Source organism: Dyadobacter sp. CY356 (genome assembly GCF_021440195.1).
Lineage (GTDB): Bacteria > Bacteroidota > Bacteroidia > Cytophagales > Spirosomataceae > Dyadobacter.
On record NZ_JAJTSZ010000004.1, the window covers coordinates 534,894 to 556,062 of the forward strand.

12 protein-coding genes are annotated in these 21,169 nt (G+C 39.0%); 4 read left to right on the forward strand and 8 right to left on the reverse strand.

Annotated features, from left to right (window positions below; all coding sequences use genetic code 11):
• Nucleotides 1-3: 3 nt before the first annotated feature.
• From LXL81_RS16565 to tsaE, 4 genes are all read right to left on the reverse strand, one after another.
• Nucleotides 4-3,117 (reverse strand): SusC/RagA family TonB-linked outer membrane protein, encoded by a 3,114-nt coding sequence (locus LXL81_RS16565; protein ID WP_234647909.1) that lies wholly within the window; start codon nucleotides 3,115-3,117, stop codon nucleotides 4-6.
• Between the two features lie 301 nt (nucleotides 3,118-3,418).
• Nucleotides 3,419-3,826, reverse strand: coding sequence for a hypothetical protein (locus LXL81_RS16570; RefSeq protein WP_234647910.1), 408 nt, complete (start codon nucleotides 3,824-3,826; stop codon nucleotides 3,419-3,421).
• 141 nt (nucleotides 3,827-3,967) lie between these two features.
• A complete protein-coding gene (locus LXL81_RS16575) occupies nucleotides 3,968-5,194 on the reverse strand; it encodes an alanine dehydrogenase (protein WP_234647911.1) in 1,227 nt (408 codons plus the stop codon).
• A gap of 55 nt (nucleotides 5,195-5,249) precedes the next feature.
• Nucleotides 5,250-5,825 carry a tRNA (adenosine(37)-N6)-threonylcarbamoyltransferase complex ATPase subunit type 1 TsaE gene (tsaE, locus tag LXL81_RS16580; protein WP_310589591.1) on the reverse strand — a complete coding sequence of 192 codons (576 nt, stop codon included), beginning with the start codon at nucleotides 5,823-5,825 and terminating at the stop codon, nucleotides 5,250-5,252.
• A gap of 140 nt (nucleotides 5,826-5,965) precedes the next feature.
• On the opposite strand from tsaE, the gene LXL81_RS16585 reads away from it, so the two are divergent.
• The 3 genes from LXL81_RS16585 to LXL81_RS16595 all read left to right on the forward strand — a co-directional run bounded on the left by LXL81_RS16585 (nucleotide 5,966) and on the right by LXL81_RS16595 (nucleotide 9,243).
• Complete coding sequence (locus LXL81_RS16585; RefSeq protein ID WP_234647912.1) at nucleotides 5,966-6,919, forward strand: sugar phosphate isomerase/epimerase; 954 nt, start codon at nucleotides 5,966-5,968, stop codon at nucleotides 6,917-6,919.
• Between the two features lie 127 nt (nucleotides 6,920-7,046).
• Complete coding sequence (locus LXL81_RS16590) at nucleotides 7,047-8,084, forward strand: Gfo/Idh/MocA family oxidoreductase (RefSeq protein WP_234647913.1); 1,038 nt, start codon at nucleotides 7,047-7,049, stop codon at nucleotides 8,082-8,084.
• Nucleotides 8,085-8,412: 328 nt separating this feature from the next.
• Complete coding sequence (locus tag LXL81_RS16595) at nucleotides 8,413-9,243, forward strand: hypothetical protein (RefSeq protein WP_234647914.1); 831 nt, start codon at nucleotides 8,413-8,415, stop codon at nucleotides 9,241-9,243.
• Between the two features lie 364 nt (nucleotides 9,244-9,607).
• On the opposite strand, the gene LXL81_RS16600 is transcribed toward LXL81_RS16595, so the two are convergent.
• The 4 genes from LXL81_RS16600 to LXL81_RS16615 all read right to left on the reverse strand — a co-directional run bounded on the left by LXL81_RS16600 (nucleotide 9,608) and on the right by LXL81_RS16615 (nucleotide 19,238).
• On the reverse strand, nucleotides 9,608-9,973 hold the full coding sequence (locus LXL81_RS16600; protein ID WP_234647915.1) for a hypothetical protein: 366 nt from the start codon (nucleotides 9,971-9,973) through the stop codon (nucleotides 9,608-9,610).
• Nucleotides 9,974-10,483: 510 nt separating this feature from the next.
• Nucleotides 10,484-14,074 carry a VCBS repeat-containing protein gene (locus tag LXL81_RS16605; protein WP_310589592.1) on the reverse strand — a complete coding sequence of 1,197 codons (3,591 nt, stop codon included), beginning with the start codon at nucleotides 14,072-14,074 and terminating at the stop codon, nucleotides 10,484-10,486.
• A 102-nt stretch (nucleotides 14,075-14,176) separates the two neighbouring features.
• Nucleotides 14,177-15,919: a RagB/SusD family nutrient uptake outer membrane protein gene (locus tag LXL81_RS16610; protein ID WP_234647916.1), complete on the reverse strand. Its 1,743-nt coding sequence runs from the start codon at nucleotides 15,917-15,919 to the stop codon at nucleotides 14,177-14,179.
• Between the two features lie 67 nt (nucleotides 15,920-15,986).
• Nucleotides 15,987-19,238 carry a SusC/RagA family TonB-linked outer membrane protein gene (locus LXL81_RS16615; protein ID WP_409013912.1) on the reverse strand — a complete coding sequence of 1,084 codons (3,252 nt, stop codon included), beginning with the start codon at nucleotides 19,236-19,238 and terminating at the stop codon, nucleotides 15,987-15,989.
• A 247-nt stretch (nucleotides 19,239-19,485) separates the two neighbouring features.
• On the opposite strand from LXL81_RS16615, the gene LXL81_RS16620 reads away from it, so the two are divergent.
• Nucleotides 19,486-21,024 carry an FG-GAP-like repeat-containing protein gene (locus LXL81_RS16620; protein WP_234647917.1) on the forward strand — a complete coding sequence of 513 codons (1,539 nt, stop codon included), beginning with the start codon at nucleotides 19,486-19,488 and terminating at the stop codon, nucleotides 21,022-21,024.
• Nucleotides 21,025-21,169 lie beyond the last annotated feature (145 nt).

Sequence of the window (21,169 nt, forward strand, 5' to 3'; positions counted from 1 at the left end):
TTCTTATTTTTTGAATTTAACGCTAACATTCAAACCATATGATCTTGTCGCTGGCAAGCTTCCTCCTTCAATACCTGCATAATTAATGGCAGCAGAGAAGCCAGCTTCCGGATCGATGTTGTCCGTATGTCTTACCAATGTCAGTAAGTTACGCGCTACAAAAGAAAGACCGATTGATTCGAAAGGTAATTTACCCAGCATTTTAGATGTTAACGTGTATCCGAATGTCACCTGACGAAGTTTTACAAAACTGCCATTCAAGACGTTCATCGATGAAATTCTTCTGGCAAGTTCCTGATAGTAATCCTGAGCATCTACGCCCTTTGTATTTTGCTCGCCCGTTTCCAAAACGCCTTGCGCTACAACCGAATTGTTTTCACGACCTTCCAAAGTGTTTTTGTTAAGTCCGCGGAATGTTGTGTAATAATTTGTTGCAGACAACACTTTGTTACCAAACTTGTAGTCGATCAGGAATGCAAGGTTGAAACCGCTGTATGAGAATTCGTTATTCCATCCGCCGTAAACTTTTGGCAATACAGAACCCATTGCTTTTTGTTTCGGGTCTCTGATCGGCACACCCGTTGCATCGATCACGTGATTACCATTCGCATCAAGCAAATAGTCATAAGCATAAATCTGAGGACCTGCCATACCCTTAATTAAAGCTGTATTAGCATTTAAAGGACGATAAGTTCCCAATACTTTCACTTCTTCTGCATTACCAGTACCATCGATTTCTTTGATACGGTTTTTGATTGCAGTAAAGTTAATCGATGAAGACCAGCGGAATTTGTCTGTCTGAACAGGAACAATATTCAACATTGCTTCCAAACCAGAGTTTTTAGTCTGACCTGTTGCGATGAACTGACTTGTGTAACCAGTTGCCTGAGAAAGAGAACCGTCGATGATCTCGTTTTTAGTTTTACGCGTGAAATAAGCCACGTCAAGACCTAAGCGGTTTTGGTAGAATTTCAATTCTGTACCAATTTCAATCTCGGTCAAAACGTAAGGTTTCAGTCTCAGGTTAGGAAGCTTATTATCAAATGATCCCGTTGTGATACCACCGATTGTACTACCGATTGTATAATATTGAGAAGTTTGATAAGGATCAGCCTCACCACTTACCTGCGCATAAGAAGCTCTCAACTTACCATAATTGAAGTTCGACAGTTTAAGCAAATCAGCAAAATTATAGCTGGCTGAAACAGAAGGTGTAAATACGCCATAATCGCCTTTTGGCAAAGTTGAAAATGCATCGTAACGACCAGATGTATTTAATGTGAAGTTTTTGTAAGACAAGTCAACTGTATAGAAACCTGAATGTGTTTCTTTTTTGTTGAAGTTGTAATCTCTATTGAAAGAAACTACGTTAGACCAGCTGTAAAAGAATGGAATTACAAACGGACCACCACCAATTTTCATGGATTCGTAGCTGTTTTTTCTGATAGAACCTCCCACCAATACGTCAAGACTTAGATCTTCTGTGAAGTTTTTTGTCGATCCAAGGAAAGCATCCATGTTCAGCTCATTGATCTCACTGTTGCGCTGATCGTCCAGAGATCCCATTTGATTTGACGAAAACGCTGTTCCTGTTGGCGTAATTTTAAACAAACCGTCATTGATACGGTCATAACCAACTCTACCCATTGCATACAACCAGCTTGTGATGTCATAACGCGCAGTTAATGCTGTGATAAAACGTTTTCTTTTCAAGTCATTGTCATATCTGTTAACCACAAACCATGGGTTTGTAACATAGATATCGTCATTATACTGAATTTCAGCTCCAACCGGTGAATTTATATCATATCCTGGCTGTAAAGCAGTCTGATTAACCGTTGTTGCAAGGAAGTTGATGTTGTTAGCATTCATCGGGCCATCGCTCAACTGAGGTTTGTTATTGAATTTTTCATCCACATAATTCACCATCAGATCAATTTTAAGCTTGTTACCAAATTTCTGAGAACCAGTGAAGTTGAAAGTTTTACGATCCAGACCACTATTTCTAAGAATTGATTTGTTAGCAAGATTTGCGAAAGACAATCTGAAAGTACCGTTGTCATTACCGTTTGAAACCGATACAGAATTGGTAAATGTAGAACCGGCTCTGTAAAATTTACTCATGTTATCTTTAACAGGAGAATAGGCATATTGCTTACCGTCAAACTGAGTAAATGGCTGTCCATCCATTTTAGCACCCCAGCTATACATACCGCTGTTTAGCGCACTTGTAATGTTAGTTGGTTTAATATTATGCTGGCCTTGTCCATACTCGTACTGATAATCGGTGTAGTTAATGGCTTTATCCGCAACCGCATTCGCGTTGTATTCAACAGCCATTGCACCTTTTTTACCACCTTTTGTCGTGATAATAATTACTCCGTTTGCAGCACGTGTACCATAAAGCGCAGAAGCTGCTGCTCCTTTTAGTACTGTCATGTTGTCGATATCATCCGGGTTGATGTTTGAAATACCATCTCCCTGATCTGCTCCACCCCATTCACCTGAATTACCATCTCTTCTCTGGCTGTTGTCCATTGGCACACCATTGATTACAAACAATGGAGAACCAGCAGAGAAACTGGCCATACCTCTTAACAAAATACGGGCAGATGAACCCGGACCACCGCTTGTTCCACTCACATTCAAACCGGCAACACGACCTGCCAATGAGTAAGCTACGTTAGTTTCACGAGCTTTTGTCATTACGTCGCCACCAATTTTCGAAACCGAATAACCGATTTTTCTTTCCTCTTTCGCGATACCAAGGGCTGTTACAACAACCTCGTTCAGGTTCGCTACATCTACATCCATTTTAACGTTTACAACCGATTGATTTCCAACAACAATTTCTTGTTTGGCATAACCAATTGAAGAAAAAACAATCGTAGAAGTATTTGTAGCACCAGTGATACTAAAATTTCCGGATGCATCCGAGTTTGTACCAGCAGTCGTTCCTTTAATAGTTACAGAAGCACCTGGCAGCCCTGCACCATTTTCATCCGTCACTTTACCTGTCACAGTCCGCTCCTGAGCTGACGCAGTTAAGGCAAAGCACAAAAATATCCCGAATGGCACAAAACCTTTCAGGAAAATTTTTAGTAGTTTTTCTTTCATAAACAGTTTACTTTTTAAAAATAAAACATAGGTTGCTTTCCGGAATTACAAAATATTGGTCTGAACTTCCGGATTATGAACAAATATCTTAATATAATTCCTAATTAAATAATTTTAATTATTCTCCTTAATGCTTATTATATTTTTTTAATAATTGTAAAAATTACATTTCTTCTTTAAAGGATAATAATGATAAGATGTAACTGAATAAATTCTACAATAATTTTGTATAAAAATAAAAAGCTGCTACACAAAACAGTGAGTAGCAGCTTCTGAAAAAATATTTTTTAATAGAAAAAATTTAATTGTCTTCCGGATAAGGGACAAAAATAAACCCTGAAAAATCTCCGATCAAAGCAAAAAGACAGCAGTATTCATCGGCATTTTTATAGTTTTCTTTAAACAGATCAACCGATTCCTCACCGATCAGTTTCCTGTCAATAAACTCCTGCATGTAAGACGCCCTGTAATTGTATCTGTTTGTCATTTCCGTGGACCCTATCAGTAAAACACCCAGGTCCACCTCTTCATTGGTAATGACAAAAATAGGGTTTTCCGAAAATCCTCTTTTGCGTATCTGATAAGACGCATCTTTCAGCTGATCCGAAACCCGGACAAAATCCTGTGACACATATCCCATTAATTTCCGGTTCAACTCAGGTGAGTTGGCATCGTCCATCATGGCATTTTCATTGCTGTTGTTAATCATAATTTTTTAGCTGTTGGCTATTAGCTTTTAGCCGTTAGCTTTTTCGCTCGTTAGCCGGTTTTATTGATCTTAATTTTTTAATGTCAAGTTTCTTCACGCCTGGTGAAGCTAAAAGCTATCCGCTAATAGCTAAAACCTACGTCACATTCTTGCAGCAAGTAACAGCGTCAAATCCTTATAACGCATGTTGAAGCTTCTTGCAATGTGCGAATTGGTTAATGTTCCTTTATGACAATACACTCCTTTCATAAACCAACGATTGGCATAAATCATTTCTTCAATGCCCCCAATTGTTCCGGTTTGGAGTAAAAAAGGTAAAAAAACATTGCTTAAAGCCGTGCTCGCCGTATTGGCAACGCGCGACGGAATGTTGGGCACACAATAATGTATGACATCTTTATATTTGAAAATCGGATGTTTATGCGTTGTCATTTTTGACGTTTCAAAAGATCCTCCCTGGTCGATGCTCACATCAATAATCACAGAACCCTGTTTCATACCTGCAACCATTTCTTTCGTCACAACCATCGGACTCAATCCATTTTCAGCCCGCATGGTCCCAATAACAACATCTGCACGGCTGATTGCTTCTGCCAGCGTATCTGAATCTATAATGGATGTGTAAAGATTTTGCCCGATAGAATATTTCAGTCTTTGTAAACGATAAATATGTTTGTCAAAAATTTTGATATCCGCCCCAAAACCCAGTGCCGCGCGGGTAGCATATTCCGCTACCGTACCTGCACCAAGAATCACAATTTTGGTTGGAGGCACACCCGTAATACCGCCCAGAATGATTCCGCGTCCGCCATTCGGGTTTGATAAATATTCTGCCGCGATAAGCAAAACTGTACTTCCGGCAATTTCACCCATAGCCCGGATAATGGGCTTTCCACCTACCTGGTCTTCAATTAATTCATAACCTATACCCGTGATTTTAGCTTCATTAAGCCGGTCAAAATATTTCTTTTCCAGTGTTGGCAAATTCAGTGCGGAAATAAGTGTGGTACCAGCTTTGATAAAACTGAATTCTTCCTCAACCAGCGGTTCCACTTTCAAAATCAGATTAGCCTGATACACTTCCTTTGGCCCCGGAACTATGCTCGCGCCAGCCTCGCTATAATCATGATCTGAGAAATTGGCACTTTTCCCGGCATTTTTTTCAACCCAAACTTCATGTCCGTTTCTTACCAGAATACTAACTGCATCAGGCGTAAGTGCAATGCGGTTTTCCTGTAACGAAACTTCTCTTGGCAAACCAATAAGTAAGGAATTCTGATTTTTCCGGGTTGCCAATAATGACTCCTGCGGATAAAGTGCCGACTGTTTTGCCAATTCTTCAAAACCCTTTATTTGCGGTTGTGCCATGGAATAGGTAAAAAATTAAATTTATACTGGGTGAGTAATATGACAAATCTTTATATCAGTTTTTAACTTCACTGATTTCCAAAACACGTTCGCCGGTTTCATCGGAATTCAGTTTTATCAATAAATGAGGATACGGCCAGAGTGACTCAATTTTCTCCGGCCACTCTACAAAGCAAAATCCGCCCGAATCAAAGTATTCTTCAATGCCTATATCGAGTGCTTCCACCTCACTTCTGATCCTGTAAAAATCAAAATGATAAATCACTTTTTTGTCTTTTGTAATATATTCGTTGACAATAGAAAAAGTAGGGCTTTGCACCATGGATTTAACGCCGAGAAGCTCGCAAAGTTTTTTTATCAACGTGGTTTTACCAACGCCCATGGGACCGTCGAATAGCCAAACCGGAACATTTTCTCCCAATTTTAACAAAGAAGCCGCAACAGTATCCAACTCGGATAAATCTTGAAAACGGATTGTAACAGGCCATGTATTCATGATACAAAAATACCACATTTTAAATACAGTAAACACATTTTGTATGTGACAAATGTTTTTGAAGCTCTCTGGCTGATGGAAAATTCTATCGACAAACCCGTCCTGTCGCGAAAGGATCAGCATTGAAGCATTCATTTTTGATATAGTCGTCAATACAATTTATCACTTCTGGCGGACTGTTAATACGGGTAGTAAGATTCAATGTTCGTCTCCTTAATAGTATCAATGATTCCGCATTTTTCTTTTATCAAAGCAGTCAATCAAAATACCGAATTATGCCAAACGCATTGTCCCGAAGAAACTTTCTGATCAATACTGCTCTTGCCGGAAGCCTGGTTCCCCTGCTAACACCCGAGGTATTTTCCAAAAATATTACGGCGGCACCTAACATTCCAAAAATCAATATTTTTTCAAAACATTTGCAGTTTTTGAACTATAATGATATGGCCGATGCAGCCAGAGAAATTGGTTTTGATGGAATAGATCTGACAGTCCGGCCAAAAGGACATGTATTGCCTGAACGTGTTGAAAATGATCTTCCACTCGCAGTTGAAGCGATGAAAAAGGCAGGCTTTTCGCCGTTACTGATGGCTACGGCTGTTGAAGATGTGAATAATCCCCTGGATAAAAAAGTACTGGAAGTTGCTGCTGCGCAAGGGATTAAGTATTACCGCATGAACTGGTATAAATACAACGACCAAAAAACAATACCACAATCGCTTGATGAGTACCAGAATAAGGTGATGGCTTTGAGCCAGTTAAATACAAAACTTGGTATTACTGGATGTTATCAAAATCATGCGGGAAGGATGGTTGGCGCATCGTTGTTTGAAATCTGGGAATTACTTAAAAACGCAGATTTGAGCCATATGGGAGCCCAATATGATATCAGACACGCCACGCTGGAAGGCGGACTCTCCTGGCAAACCGGGTATGAATTGATAAAACCAAGCATCAAGACAATTGTTTTGAAAGATTTTATGTGGGAAAAAACCAATGGCAAATGGGGACCAAAAAACGTACCGCTTGGAGAAGGTATGATTGACTTTAAAACGTATTTCAAATTACTGAAAGACAATAATATTCAGGCTCCGGTTTGCCTTCACCTTGAATATCCCCTGGGCGGAGCAGATCAGGGAGCGGATAAAATTACGGTCGCACCAAAAGTTGTTTTTGATGCGATGAAAAGAGATTTATTAAAGGTGAAAGAATTGTGGGAGCAGGCATAATATCATCAATATCATTCTGAAAATCCTGTTCCATTTTGACCTCTACCCGTTAACTTTGCACCAAGAATTATTAAATGGAATTAGCCCGGCCAATTCCTTCATTTATCATTTATCTATTCCATTTATTATGTCTTCTAAAATTCTTAAAGTTGGTCTTATCGGCTTTGGGCTTTCCGGCCGGTATTTCCACGCGCCTTTTCTTTCAGTCAATCCCCGTTTTAAATTAAAAACCGCTGTTGAAAGAAGCAAAAATGAAGCACAGGAATTTGACGCTTCCATAGAAAACGCCCGCTCTATTGACGAGCTTTTGAGTGACCCGGAAATCGATCTTGTTTTTATATGTACACCCAATGATACGCACTTTCAGTACGCAATGGACGCGCTGGAAAACGGCAAACATGTAGTCATTGAAAAGCCTTTTGCCGCAACAGAACACGAAGCAAAACAGTTGGTGGAACTTGCAAAGGAAAAAGGTTTAATCCTGACAGCCTATCAAAATCGTCGCTGGGATTCTGATTTTTTAACGATCAAAAAATTACTTGCCGAAGGAAAACTTGGTGATGTTATCGAATATGAATGCCGTTATGATCGTTTCCGGCCCGTTGTACCGACAGAATCATGGAAGGAGAAAAAGGTCAATGTCGGCGGAAATTTATATAATCTGGGGCCGCACCTGCTTGATCAGGCGCTTACCTTATTTGGTACACCGGAAACAGTAACGGCCGAGGTGCGCAGTGTTCGTCCAAATAGTGAAATTGACGATTATTTTGATGTCAGATTAGGTTATGCCGATAAAATGGTTGTTTTAAAATCGAGCCTGATGGTTTATGAAAACTTCCTTCGTTATACCATTCACGGCACCAAAGGTTCCTTTATTAAGGGTGGTCTTGATCCTCAGGAAGAAACATTGCGTAAAAATATTTTACCAGACGAAAAGCCCTGGGGTGTGGAGCCAGAAAATCGTTGGGGAACCTTATCTTCTGCCGATCAGACTGGAATTATTGAAAGTGAGGCGGGAGATTACATGCCTTTTTACGATAATGTTTATGATGCTATTGTAGAAGGTGCGGAACTCGCGGTTAAACCGGAAGAAATTCTCAGAACTTGCCGGGTAATTGATCTTTCTTTCAAAAGCAGTGAAGATAAACAGGTGATGAAGTATTAGTACAAGTAGGCAATCAACAATAAAACCGTCGCAGAATTTACTTCTGCGGCGGTTTTCTCTTTTATGGGTCTAAGGGTCTCATTCAGGTGTATCGGATACAGATTAGAAAAAGATTAAAAATGTTAATATTTCCTGTTATTGCTCCAAAACAAAGATTCCCGGTTACATAAATAAATACAATCTTTCTAAATTTGACGTATAGTTCAATTACATCGTATAGTGATGAACTTAATTTTGAAAAATATCATTTAAACATTAATAAATAATACAGTTACACAGATTCCGTTCGGTGTATTTGTTTTAGTAAATATCTCTCTATCAGTATTTTATGAAAAAATTATCCCTGATCAGCATATTTATTATGCAGGCATTTTTCGCGTATTCTCAAACCTATGACTTTGCAAAGGCTCATAATCAAAAAGGTAAAATATTTATTTCATGGGGCTGGAATCAAAGTGCTTACACAAAATCCGATATTCATTTTAAAGGAAACAATTATAACTTTACCTTGAAAGATGTTGTGGCAAAAGATCGCCAGACCGGATTTTCTTTACGTTATTTCAATCCTTCAAAAATTACAATTCCCCAGTACAATTTTAGAATTGGATATTATTTCAATTCCAAGTACAGCCTTTCCTTCGGCTTCGACCATATGAAATATGTAATGAAGCAGGATCAGGTTGTTAAAATCAACGGAGACATTGCCGGCACCGGAACGGAATATGACAAAAATTATAACAATGTCCCTATACAGCTTACGCCGAATTTCCTGAGATTTGAACACACCAATGGATTAAATTATCTGAATCTTGAATTAAGGAGAATGGATAATCTTTTCGATCAAAGATCATTGAAAATTAAAAATATTGATATTAATGTAATTGAAGGAATTGGTGCCGGTGTTCTTTATCCAAAGTCAGACGTTGCCTTGCTTAAGTATGAAGAAAATGATCAATGGCATGTCGCAGGTTATGGAATCGATTTGGTGACAGGACTTAACGTTACTTTTTTCAAGCATCTTTTTATCCAGGCCGAGGCAAAAGGCGGATATATCAACATGCCGAATATCTTAACCACACATTTTACTGATGACAGAGCTGCGCAGCATTTCTTCTTTGTGCAAGGAAATGTCAATTTCGGAGTGATATTTAAATTATAATAATTTTGGTTTAATTTAATAGCCGTTGTTATGTTTATCATGACAACGGCTTTATTTTGATGTTTTTATCATGCTATCATTGTCACAGGATTACACCCAGCCCATGTCAATCTTACCAACAGGATTGTAAAATTGAATTTGGATTGTTAATGGCGTTATCAGATTTCTTAATCACAAATATTCCGAACTAAGCCAAAGGCATGAACGATTATATTTATCAACATCTCCTCGAATGCATACTGATAATGTAGCGCATGGCTTTAATTCAAGGAATCACAGCTAATTCATTAGCAACTACCTAACAAAGAAAAAGGAGAACAACGCGAACGTTATTCTCCTTTTTCTTTACTAAAACTTGTATTCCTTATTTAACCGCTGTTACCAAACGTTTAGTTTCAGTAGCGATAACGAAAGGTTTTTCAGTGATTTCTGAACCGTTGTTCACGATGAAAGTATAGCTGCCATCCATCAAATTAGAAAGGTCAAATACTTTCGAGTAGTTTTCAGACTTAGGAATTGCAGAGCTATAAAGTACAGTTCCGAAATCGTCTTTGATAATTACAGAAGATTTTTCTTTTACGCTGTCAAGTTTCAAACGGAAAGTTACGTTGTCACCAGAAACCAGTTCAATTGCAGCTGCTGAATTGTTATTGTTTTTTTCGTTTGCGTAAGAAAAACTTGCAGTTGATACTCCCACCAAAACTGCGATTGCTAAGATTGTTTTTTTCATGATCTCTTTAATTTTATGTTGTTTAATCTTTCTGTTAAGAATTGTACTTTACAGATATAGTTAAATTAATATTCAATTTCTACTCCAATAATCTAAAAGCGGCTATTCGTTTGCTTTTGATATGTCAAAGGTAGGTAACAATCTTAATATAAGTCAATAGCAAGGTTTTCATATTAGAAAATTCCAATTTTGATTCTATGTTAATATTGAAATAATTATATGTTTATACAAAAAGTGCAACAAGTAGTTTAAAATTTGACAATAGTATTTTATCGGAAAATTAAACACTCGTTGTATTATTCCAATAAATATTAATCTTATAGACTTTAAAAGAAAATTTGGCAGGAAATGATCTTTACATCCTGATTTTGATTAGTGCAAGTATATCTGGAGAATGATCTATTTTTCATGAAATCCTAAGCTAACGATTCAATACTATTCCGATGTTGGTACAAAAAAAGAGCAATCACCCTGAGGCAATTGCTCTTTTGCATTCAAAATCAATCTTAATTATCTGATTTTCCTCTTCACTCCTTTGGAATTTATCACTTCTGCACTCAAAATATAATCCGGCAAGAGCAACTTATGTGTTGATTGTGATAAAAAGGATGAGCCGTAGTTCAATTCCTCCCGTCTGGATTTACCATTTCTTAGTTTCAAAAGGGCTGTATTTTCCAATGTAGAAACCGGATAAGCTTTTGTTATGCGCTGCATTTCATGAAATCTAAGAGAATCCCTGTTTTGCGATGTGATTGAAAGAACTTTATCATTCATCCCGGATAACCTAACCATTGCTTTTGCATTTCCTGTGACAGCATAACCACCATTTGCAAAATTCAGCGATTTAAATCCACCTTTGCCGGTTCCCTTCAATATCAGCCCATTAAGCGCATCGTATCTTCCGTTCGAAACATCTGAACCAAAATCATTTCCACATAAAATCACATCCAGATTTCCATCCCCATCTACATCTTCCGTCACCATACCAAAAATGGGTGCAAACTGGGCCTCAACAGGTAATTCATGCATTTTGAACTTGCCGCCCCCAAGGTTTTCAACATAACTGCTTTTAAGCCAGTTCGCCTTTAATACCAGCGCGTCTTTTAATTCTTCCGGTTTGAAAATGTCTTTAATACCTACATCAGAGAATTTCCCATATTCCTGAAAACGCTGCCTGACCTGGATAATCTGTTTCCCCATTTCATCGCGCGTATTGTATGGGAATTCCTTATAAGTATTATCTTTGCCCTTATAGAAAACGGTTGGTATGGCGTCATAGAATCCATCTTTGTTAAAATCTTTTGCATATATCCCAATTGGTTGCTGATCATTGGCTCTGTTTAAAGAATTTAATCCAAGATTTCCGGCCAGGTAATCCATATCACCGTCGTTGTCAAAATCTCCGGTAGTCAGTGTGCTCCATAACCCTTTCTGATTTTCAAGGCCAGAGGTATGCTTTTTAAATTTACCTTTCTCATTTTTGAAAAAAGTCAGCGGCATCCATTCGCCGGCCGCCATCAGATCAACCCAGCCGTCGTTATCAAAATCCGTCCAGAGCACGTCACAAACAAGACCGATATTCACCAGATCCGGCGCGATTTCGGAAGTAACATCTTTAAATTTTGCCTGTCCATTTGAGGAATCATTTCGCAAAATATAACTGGAAACCGATTTCGGATAAGCACCAGGCTCAACCCTTCCCCCAACAAAAAGGTCAAGATCTCCGTCCCGGTCATAATCAGCAGCTTTTACACACGAACCACTTTTCAAGAACTTTGGAAGTGCTGTTGTATTTTGAGAAAATTTCCCCTTTCCATCATTAATATAGAGCCGGTCCTGCAAAGCTTCCGAATTGGCCTGCATCTCATAACTGCCACTGACAATATACAGATCCAGATCTCCGTCCAGGTCTACGTCAAATAACAGAACGCCCATATCTTCTGAATTTTTAGGCGGGCCATCTGCACCAGGAAGCAAATCCGCGGTCTTAAACTGTCCGTTTACCTGCTGTATAAGAAATCTGCCTTTATGAAACATCGCACCTCCAATAAAAACGTCATCCAGTTTGTCGCCATTGACATCACCAACAGCAAGTGCCGGACCGTATTGTGACAGTTTGTGCGGAAGTAATTTTTGAACATTGAAATCAATATTATCCTGCTCTTCATGTTTATAATTCAGATGAAGTGATGAGGTAATATCTTTCAGGTATCCGCTTTCCGCAGGTTTCTGATCAACTGGCGACACATTTTCTTTTGCATCCTTTTCATAAACTGTAATTACCTGATTGGCTTTGACGTTTTTTAATATCTGGCTTTTGCCGCCAGGCCATGTAATTACCAGTTTTTCTACTGCTTTATTTTTACCCAATCCAAAATGCGTAACCGGCTCTATCGTTGATAAGTAACCACGATAGGGCGAGTTTTCCGAATACTGTTTTTGATTTTCTCCGTATGATATTTCAGCAATGGCTCCTATCCCTTTTCCATTATATCTTTCTCCTTTGAACTGGATACGCAAATAATTACTTTCTTCCGGTTTTAGCTGAATGGAGTTGTTGCGATACACAAAAGCGGAATCATTGATGTTATTGATCACATAATCAAGATCCCCGTCATTGTCCAAATCAGCGTAAGCAGCTCCATTAGAAAAGCTGGGAAGCTCAATTCCCCATGACTCCGTAACATCTTCAAAATGGAGATTGCCTTTATTTTTATAAGCAAAGTTCTTGATCTTCACCGAAGGAATATAATCGAGCATCATCATTTTACTCATCACATTTCCAACCTCATTACGATAAGCGATGAAATCCATATCAGTAATATCTCTCGGAAAACCATTTGTAATGATCATATCCCTGAAACCATCATTATCAAAATCGGTAACCATGGGCGTCCAGCTCCAATCCGTCTCAGCAACTCCGCTAAGCAGCCCGATCTCACTAAAAACAGAATACTTGTCTGTTTTCTTTGCTTTACCCAGATTCAGCTGCAAAGTATTGCGGGCAACCTGATATTGATATTTGTATAATTCGTAATTCTGATAGGTAATATAACTGCTGGCAGGCGTCATCATCTTCTTTCTGAAATTAGTCGCCGGCATCATATCGAGTGCTACAATATCAGGAAGTCCATCGTTGTTAATATCGGCAATGTCATTACCCATTGCTGAATGAGACGTGTGTTTGAAAGAGACATCAGCCATATCTGTAAATCCTAAATGCTTCCCGCTGGCGTCTTTTCCGTTATTGATGTATAGAAGATCATTTGTTAGATAATCATTTGTAACGTAAATATCTTTCCAGCCATCCTGGTTAACATCTGTGACATTTACACCCAGACCATAACCTTCTATCAGTATCCCTGATTCTTTGGAAACATTTGTAAAAAACGGATGGCCCTTTGCCGCGTCCCAGTCATTGCGGTAAAGTCTGTCTGTTCTTTTTGAAGATCCATCCCTAATCTTTTCATGAAATTTGTTTGGAAAATTATTGTCATCCATTTCATTAACAACAAGAAAAAGATCCAGATCACCATCATTATCATAGTCTAAAAATGCAGCGTTGGTGGTATGCGTTGTATCGGCAATACCATATTCTTTACCCATTTCTTTAAAAACAGGTATTTTATCTTTTCCAAAACCCTGATTTACATAAAGCAGGTTTTCTCTTTCCCTGGCCACTTTTCTTACCGTGGAGCAAACATAAATATCAAGCAATCCGTCATTATTAATGTCGATCAAAGCCACTCCGGACGACCACTTGTTTTCGGCTGCAACACCTGCTTTTTTTGTAACATCTTCAAAACGGAGGTTTCCATCGTCTGTACCTTTATTCAGATATAGTTTATTATCAACTGAATTGCCTGTAAAATATACATCCGGAAGACTGTCATTATTAAAATCACCCAGCGCGACTCCACCACCGTTGTAGACGTACTCAAAGGATAAAATGTTCATCGTATCATTCTCAGCAATCCGGTTTGAAAACGTGATACCGGTTTCGTCGCTGTTTAAAAGAGTAAATGTTTTTAGTTCTTTTTTACAGGAAGTTAACAGAAGAACGGCAATTGTAAAGAGGAGTAAATTTCTCGCAGACATCATTATTTAGCAGAAAAAAGACAGATTAGCATTTGCTGAAATTAACAAAAGGAGATGGCATTTGAATACCACCTCCTTTGTTTTATTTAAAAAAATCCCCTTCAATTAATATCCAGGATTCTGGATCAGGATATCCTTACCAATAAGGTCAACCTGATCTTGTGGCAGAGGTAAATATTCATTTTTGTTAGCGGTGAATTTCGATCCTCCCAGTGCACCGCTTAATTTTTGGCTTTCATAATTAAGGTATGCATTAAGCTCTGTCGCAGCAGTACCCCATCTTACAAGATCAAAGAAACGGTGACCTTCTCCTGACAATTCCAGTTTTCTTTCAAAACGTACGGCAGTGCGCGCAGCTTCTTTACTTGCAAAGGCTGTTTTATATATATCAATTACATAATTCGCAGCATTTTCGCCAGTTGAACGTTTTACAAAACTAGCCGGATTGGCAGCACGCGCACGAACAAGGTTCACATATTCACGCGCCTTTTCAAGAGATCCCACTTCTACCTCAGCTTCTGCCGCCATCAAAAGTACGTCAGCATAACGTATGATATTTACGTTGATCGCGGTGTATCCTGGCGTCCATGAACTGTTATCCTGCAACGAACCGATATCCGTTCTGTAATAAGCATATTTCTTGGTTGTGTAAGGACCAGCATTGGATTGATTACGAATCCAGTCATTTCCAGGGTGTTCAATCCAGTCAAGATATGGAATACCTCTGCGGCCGATCGAGTGATCAAGACGTGGGTCAACCGGACCTGCATCCGGTGTGAACGGATCAGATGATTTCAATCCCATATCTGTTTTCAGCTCTTTACCTGCTGTGTTATAAGAACCATCCAGAAGAGGAAGTCCAGTCGCGTCAGTACGGAAAGAGTTACCTAACTCAAAACTCGGCGCGAAAAAACTACAACAGTTACCAGGGCCATTAGGACCCACATTGTATGGCCAGTTAAGGTCAAATTCAGGGTTTGCGTTATTTACACTTCCTGTGTTTGCAGCAGCCTGGATAGCAAAAACAGATTCTGAGTTGTTATCGTTACTTGCTTTGAATGCATCCTGAAAACGTGGTACCAAAGCATATTTTTTACCATTTGTAGTTTGTCCGCCAGCGATGATTAAATCATACAATGCTTTTGCCTCAGTAAATTTTTTCTGATACATATATACTTTTGCAAGATATGCAGCAGCAGCCCATTTATTAACGCGGCCCGCAGCATCCTGAGTTTCAGGAAGATTATCGTAGGCATATTTAATATCAGCTTCAATCAGCGGCCAAAGATCCTTATTGTTAGAAACCTTTTCAATACCCGTTCCATAATCGACTGTTTCGTCAACATATGGTGTATTGTTAAAACCTCTTTTCAATTCGAAATAGTAATGACCTCTTAAAAACCTGGCTTCGCCTCCGATTCTTTTTTTGTCAGCATCCGTAACATCTGCTTTGGCAACACCAATCAATTTCATCACCAGATTGGCACGTGCAACTCCTTCGTATAAACCCGTCCATTTATCCGCAATTACTCCCTGATTCGTGATGTAAGCATAACGCTGAATCGGGTTAATATCACTGAAATCTCCCGGATCCGTTCCTTTGTTGGCATCACCTCCACGGATACTTCCCCAAACCCAGTTACTGGCACTGGCCATACGGTTTGCACGACCGTTAAGCTGTCCATAAACAGATACGAGCACACCTTCCAGACCCTTTTTATTAGAAAGCTGTTCTTCATCCAGCTGACCTGTTGCAGGTACTTCTAAAAAGCTTTCTTTACAGGAATAACCTATCAGCATGAGTGCAAATACAAATGCTAAAATTCCTCTTGATCTAATATTTTTCATTTTATAAATATTTTTGAGTCCAATCTTTATACCGGTTCTTTCAGAAATTTTAAGGAACTAATTTGTCTTAAAACCCAAGATTTACACCGAACGTCCAGCTTCTTGTTATCGGGTAGTTTCCTACGTCTATACCGAAGTTTGTATCTGCATTACCACCTACACCCGGATCAAGCCCTTTGTATTTGGTAGCTGTGAACAAGTTGTTTGTAGATGCGTAAACTCTTAGTTTCGACATTTTCAAACGACCCAGGATATGGCTTGGAAGCGTGTATCCCAAAGTGATGTTCTGCATACGGAAGAAAGAACCATTTTCTATATAAAAGCTGTTTGATTGCGTATTTGTACTAAAATTTGAAGCAGATTCAAAAATTGGGGTATCCGTGTTCATGTGGTTTGGCAACCAGGAATCTTTAACTCTTGAACTTACCGCAGCACCCGTAAATGACGGGTAGAAATCAGTAAACCATTTTGAAACGTTAAAAATCTTGTTACCTATTGAAGTATACATGTAAGTAGCAAGATCGAATCCTTTATACATTAATTTGATGTTGATACCACCAGTGAATTTCGGAACCGGACTTCCAAGGAAAGTTCTGTCGTCTGCATCTATTTTACCATCATTGTTAAGATCTGCATAACGGAAACGGCCAGGAGCTGCTCCGTCCTGCGTTGGTGCTGCATCAACTTCTGCTTTGTCCGCATAAAGGCCTACAACTTTATAACCATAGAAAGAAGATATGGAGTGACCTATCTGGTTTCTGATCGGGTTAATTCCACGGAAACCTGGATTTACAGATGACAGATAAGTGATACCCGGTGCCAGAGATTCGATATTATTTTTCAATACACCGGCAGTAAAGTTCAATTCATAACCCAGGTCATTCGTTACTTTTCCACGATTGATGATCTGCAAATCGATACCTTTATTTGACATTTTACCTACGTTAACCGAAGGTGCAGATGCTTTATAACCAGCTGTTGCTGTAACCGGCACCTGGAACAACAAATCTTTGGTATCTTTTTGCCATAGATCTATAATCACATCCAGTTTGCCTTTCAGGAATGTTCCATCGATACCAATGTTTTTGGTAATACTGGTTTCCCATTTCGCATTTTTATTTCCAATACGTGTACGATAATATCCTTCCAGTGCGCTGGTGTTCGTGCCGTTAAGGTCATATGCAGATTCTGCAATATTCGCTCCATACAAACTATACTGGTTATTTGGATCCACGTTATTTGAATTACCCATCAAACCGTAACCTCCACGGATTTTAAGCTCTGTAATGAAAGGGATACTTTTCATGAATTCCTCAGATGACACGCGCCATGCTGCTGAGAATGCAGGGAAAACACCATAACGATTGTTTGAACCAAATCTTGACGAACCGTCACGTCTTACAACACCTGTTAAAATATATTTATCGTTGAACGCATAATTGGCACGAGCGAAAAGTGAGTAGAAATTAACTCCTTTATAATAATCACTGTTTGTGATTTTGGAGCCGACATTGGTCATGTTAATATAATTAATATCCGTTGAGAACGGGTTCAAACCTGATGAAGACTGGTTTTTACCAGCACCTGTATTTAAGGCTTCCTGCCCAACAATCACATCAATGGTATGACGTCCAAATTGTTTTTTATAGTTTAAAGTATTAGTAAGTGTCCAGCTCAAACGGTTACCGGAACCTTCGTTGTAACCAAAAGCAGAGTTATTCTCAGAGTTTTCATACTGCAAACGGCTGTAACCTTTATTGCTGTATGTGGTATACTGCGCTCCAAGACTTGAACGTAAGGTTAAGCCATGAATGATGTCAAGTTCAGCATAGAAGTTACCAAAACCCTGACCGGAAAATCCTTTGTTATTAGCAAGTCCGTCACGGGAAGCAACAGGATTACGAGGATTGTTAAAGCCCTTTGCCGCTGTACCTGCATAACCACCGAACTCATCATAAACCGGAATGATAGAAGGCATACGGAAAGCAGAAAGAATATCATTTTCATCAGCCGAAACACCTTGTCCACCGCTGCCACCGCTTTGGCCTAGCACCTGCAGATAAGTAAACTGCGCATTCTGACCGATTCTCAGGTTTTTCAAAACGTCAAATTCTGTGTTCACACGGAACGCATAACGTTTGAAACCATTGTTGGAAAGAATACCCTGCTGATCCTGAATGCTGAATCCTGTGTAATAACGACTTGTTTCCGAACCACCTGAAAACCCTAGTGAATGGCGTTGAATAGGTGCAACACGGGTAATGGCATCGTACCAGTCAGTTCCTTGCTTATTCGCTTTTACTACCTGATAAATAGAACCGCGTGTTGGGTCAACATTGTATTTCAGTTTTTCTGCTGCAAGATCAAGAGAACCAATTACGCCTGTTTTTCCGCCAACATTGATATAATCAGGCAAAACCGGCGTATTTCCGTTTCCGTACTGACCACTTGCAATGTTTGAAAAATCCGGAGCCTTATTGGCCTGAAAACCATTGTTGCGTTCCGCCTGCCATGTCCAGTCAGCCTGTTCCTGCGGATTCAACATGCTCTGCCCTTTGCCCGGCGTTGTAAATCCTGCAAGACCGTCATAAGTCACTGTTAATTTTTTCGCTTTTTTAGTTCCTTTTTTAGTGGTGTAAACAATTACACCATTCGCTGCACGCGCTCCATATATAGAAGCTGCTGCTGCATCTTTAAGAACTGTTGTAGATTCAATATCATCCGGGTTCAGGAAATCAGTAGAACCGGTTGGTACACCATCAACAATATACAAAGGCTCATTACCACCGAATGCACCAAAACCACGTACGCGGATCTGGCTGGTTGTACCTGGCTGACCATTGGTGATAACCGTTACCCCCGCAACTCTACCCTGAAGCTGCTGCTCTACGTTTCCGGAAGGTGAAGCTGTCAAATCCTTGGATTTAACGGTTGAAACAGCACCTGTTGTCTCCCGGCGACTATCAACGGTATAACCTGTTACGATGACTTCTTCCAAAGCGGATACGTCATCTTCCATTTTAATAGTGATCATACTTTGATTTCCAACGTTGACTTCCTGGGTTTTGTAACCAACGAAGCTAATAACCAGTACATCCGTATTAGATCTTACATTGATAGTAAAATCCCCTTCACCAGTTGTATTAGTTCCAAGTTGTGTACCCTTCAATACCACCGTAGCCCCTGGTATTCCTCCTCCGGCCATATCGATGATTTTACCGCTTATTTTGCGTTCCTGGGCCATTACGAGAATGGATGAAAAGCTCAGAAATAAACAGCATACTAAGCTCCGGACGGAGCTCGCGTAGATTTTTTTCATAGGTCTTGTTAGGTTAATTAATATTGGACAACCAAATTTATAATTATTAAATCATCTTTTTTACTTATTTCAATTATTATTTTTATTTATTGAAAAAATATAAATATATCTATCAAAAAAAGATCCGTTTATTGAATCGATAAAATTTTAATAACTTAAAGTTACATTTCATATAAAAATAATTACAGTGTCAATGTTACACCATTCTTTCTTACATTTAATACCGCATAATTCTGAACTTTTAAAAATGATAATTACCAGTTTTTATAAAAATAATTACACGTTTCTCTTTCTCATTTCAATCCTTTTGGCTGGCTGTGAACGCAACGTAGGTGACAATACGCTGGCACAAAGTAAGGCACTTGCAAAACTGCGATGCGGCAGCTGTCACATGTTTCCCGAACCATCACTTCTTGATAAAAAAACATGGCGAGAAGGAATTATGCCGGCTATGGCAGAGCATTTTGGTATTGAAGTATTGCAGGGAAATTTTTATCTGCCTCAGAAGAATTCAACTTTATCTATCCGTGACTGGCAATCAATCATCAGATATTATGAGACGCTGGCTCCGGATTCACTGGAACCAGCACAAGCTTTGGAAAAAACAAATGACTGGGCCGTTTTCAAATTAAAAACGCCTGATCCTGACTCATCGCAGATCGCTGCCACAATTATGACTGGTATTGACCCTGAAAACAAAAAAATATTTAGCAGCAGCCTGAATTATTCTGCATTATACGAATGGAATAATGTCTTAAAACCGTCGCTAGTAACAGCCTTATCAACCTCTGCGGTTGATATTACTTTTCCAAAAGAAGGTTCTTTCCAGCGTATAATCACATGTATGGGTGGGATGCGTGCGCTGGATAATACGAAGGGTGATATCATTGGGTTAAGTAATCAAAAGAACGGGGATATAACTAAAACCAACATCGCAAAGGATCTGATAAGACCAATAGAAACCCGGGTGCTGGACTTTAATAAAGATGGGCTGACCGATTATCTGGTTTGCAGTTTTGGGCATAACTTTGGGGGATTGTATATTTTACAACAGCTGCCGGATAAATCTTTCAAAAAAATATCCGTCAGGGAAGTACCCGGTTCCACGCAATCTGTTATTACCGATTTTAATCACGATGGCTGGCCTGATATTATGACATTGTTTGCCCACGCAAATGAGGGTATCTGGTTATTTATTAACAATAAAAAAGGTGGCTTTATCGAAAAGAACGTTCTTCGTTTCCCTCCCGTTTTTGGATCCAGCAGTTTTCAATTAGTCGATGTAAACAAGGACGGTCGCCAGGATATAGTTTATACTGCAGGCGATAACAGTGATTATTCCAGAATTTTAAAGCCATATCACGGACTTTATGTTTTCCTGAACAAAAAAGATGGAAACAACGGGAATTTTCATTTTGAGAAATCTTATTTTTCCCCATTAAATGGTGCCACCAAAGCAATGGCAGCAGATTTTGACAAAGACGGTGACATTGATATTGCCACAATCGCTTTCTTTGCAGATTTCAAAGCCAAGCCATACGATACTTTTACCTATTTTGAAAACGAAACAACAACCGGTTTAAAATTCAAAGCTCATCACATTCCAATAGACAATAAAGGTAGATGGATTTGTATGGATGTGAATGATTATGATGGTGATGGCGACGTAGATATCGTTTTAGGAAATTATTCCAAAGGATTTATGAATCAGGAAAATTTCAAACCAGACTGGGATGTGCATCTTCCATTTGTAGTCCTACAAAACCTTATAATGGTTAAGGATTAATTGTTAAGGGTTAATGATTGTGATTGCCTAAAATAGGTTGCCTTCAGTTTAAAATTATGAATAAAGTTTAAAATTGAATTATACATTGATCTGGATTTTGGTTTTTAGACTCTGATGCAGTCCAGATTGATAATTTAGACCTATC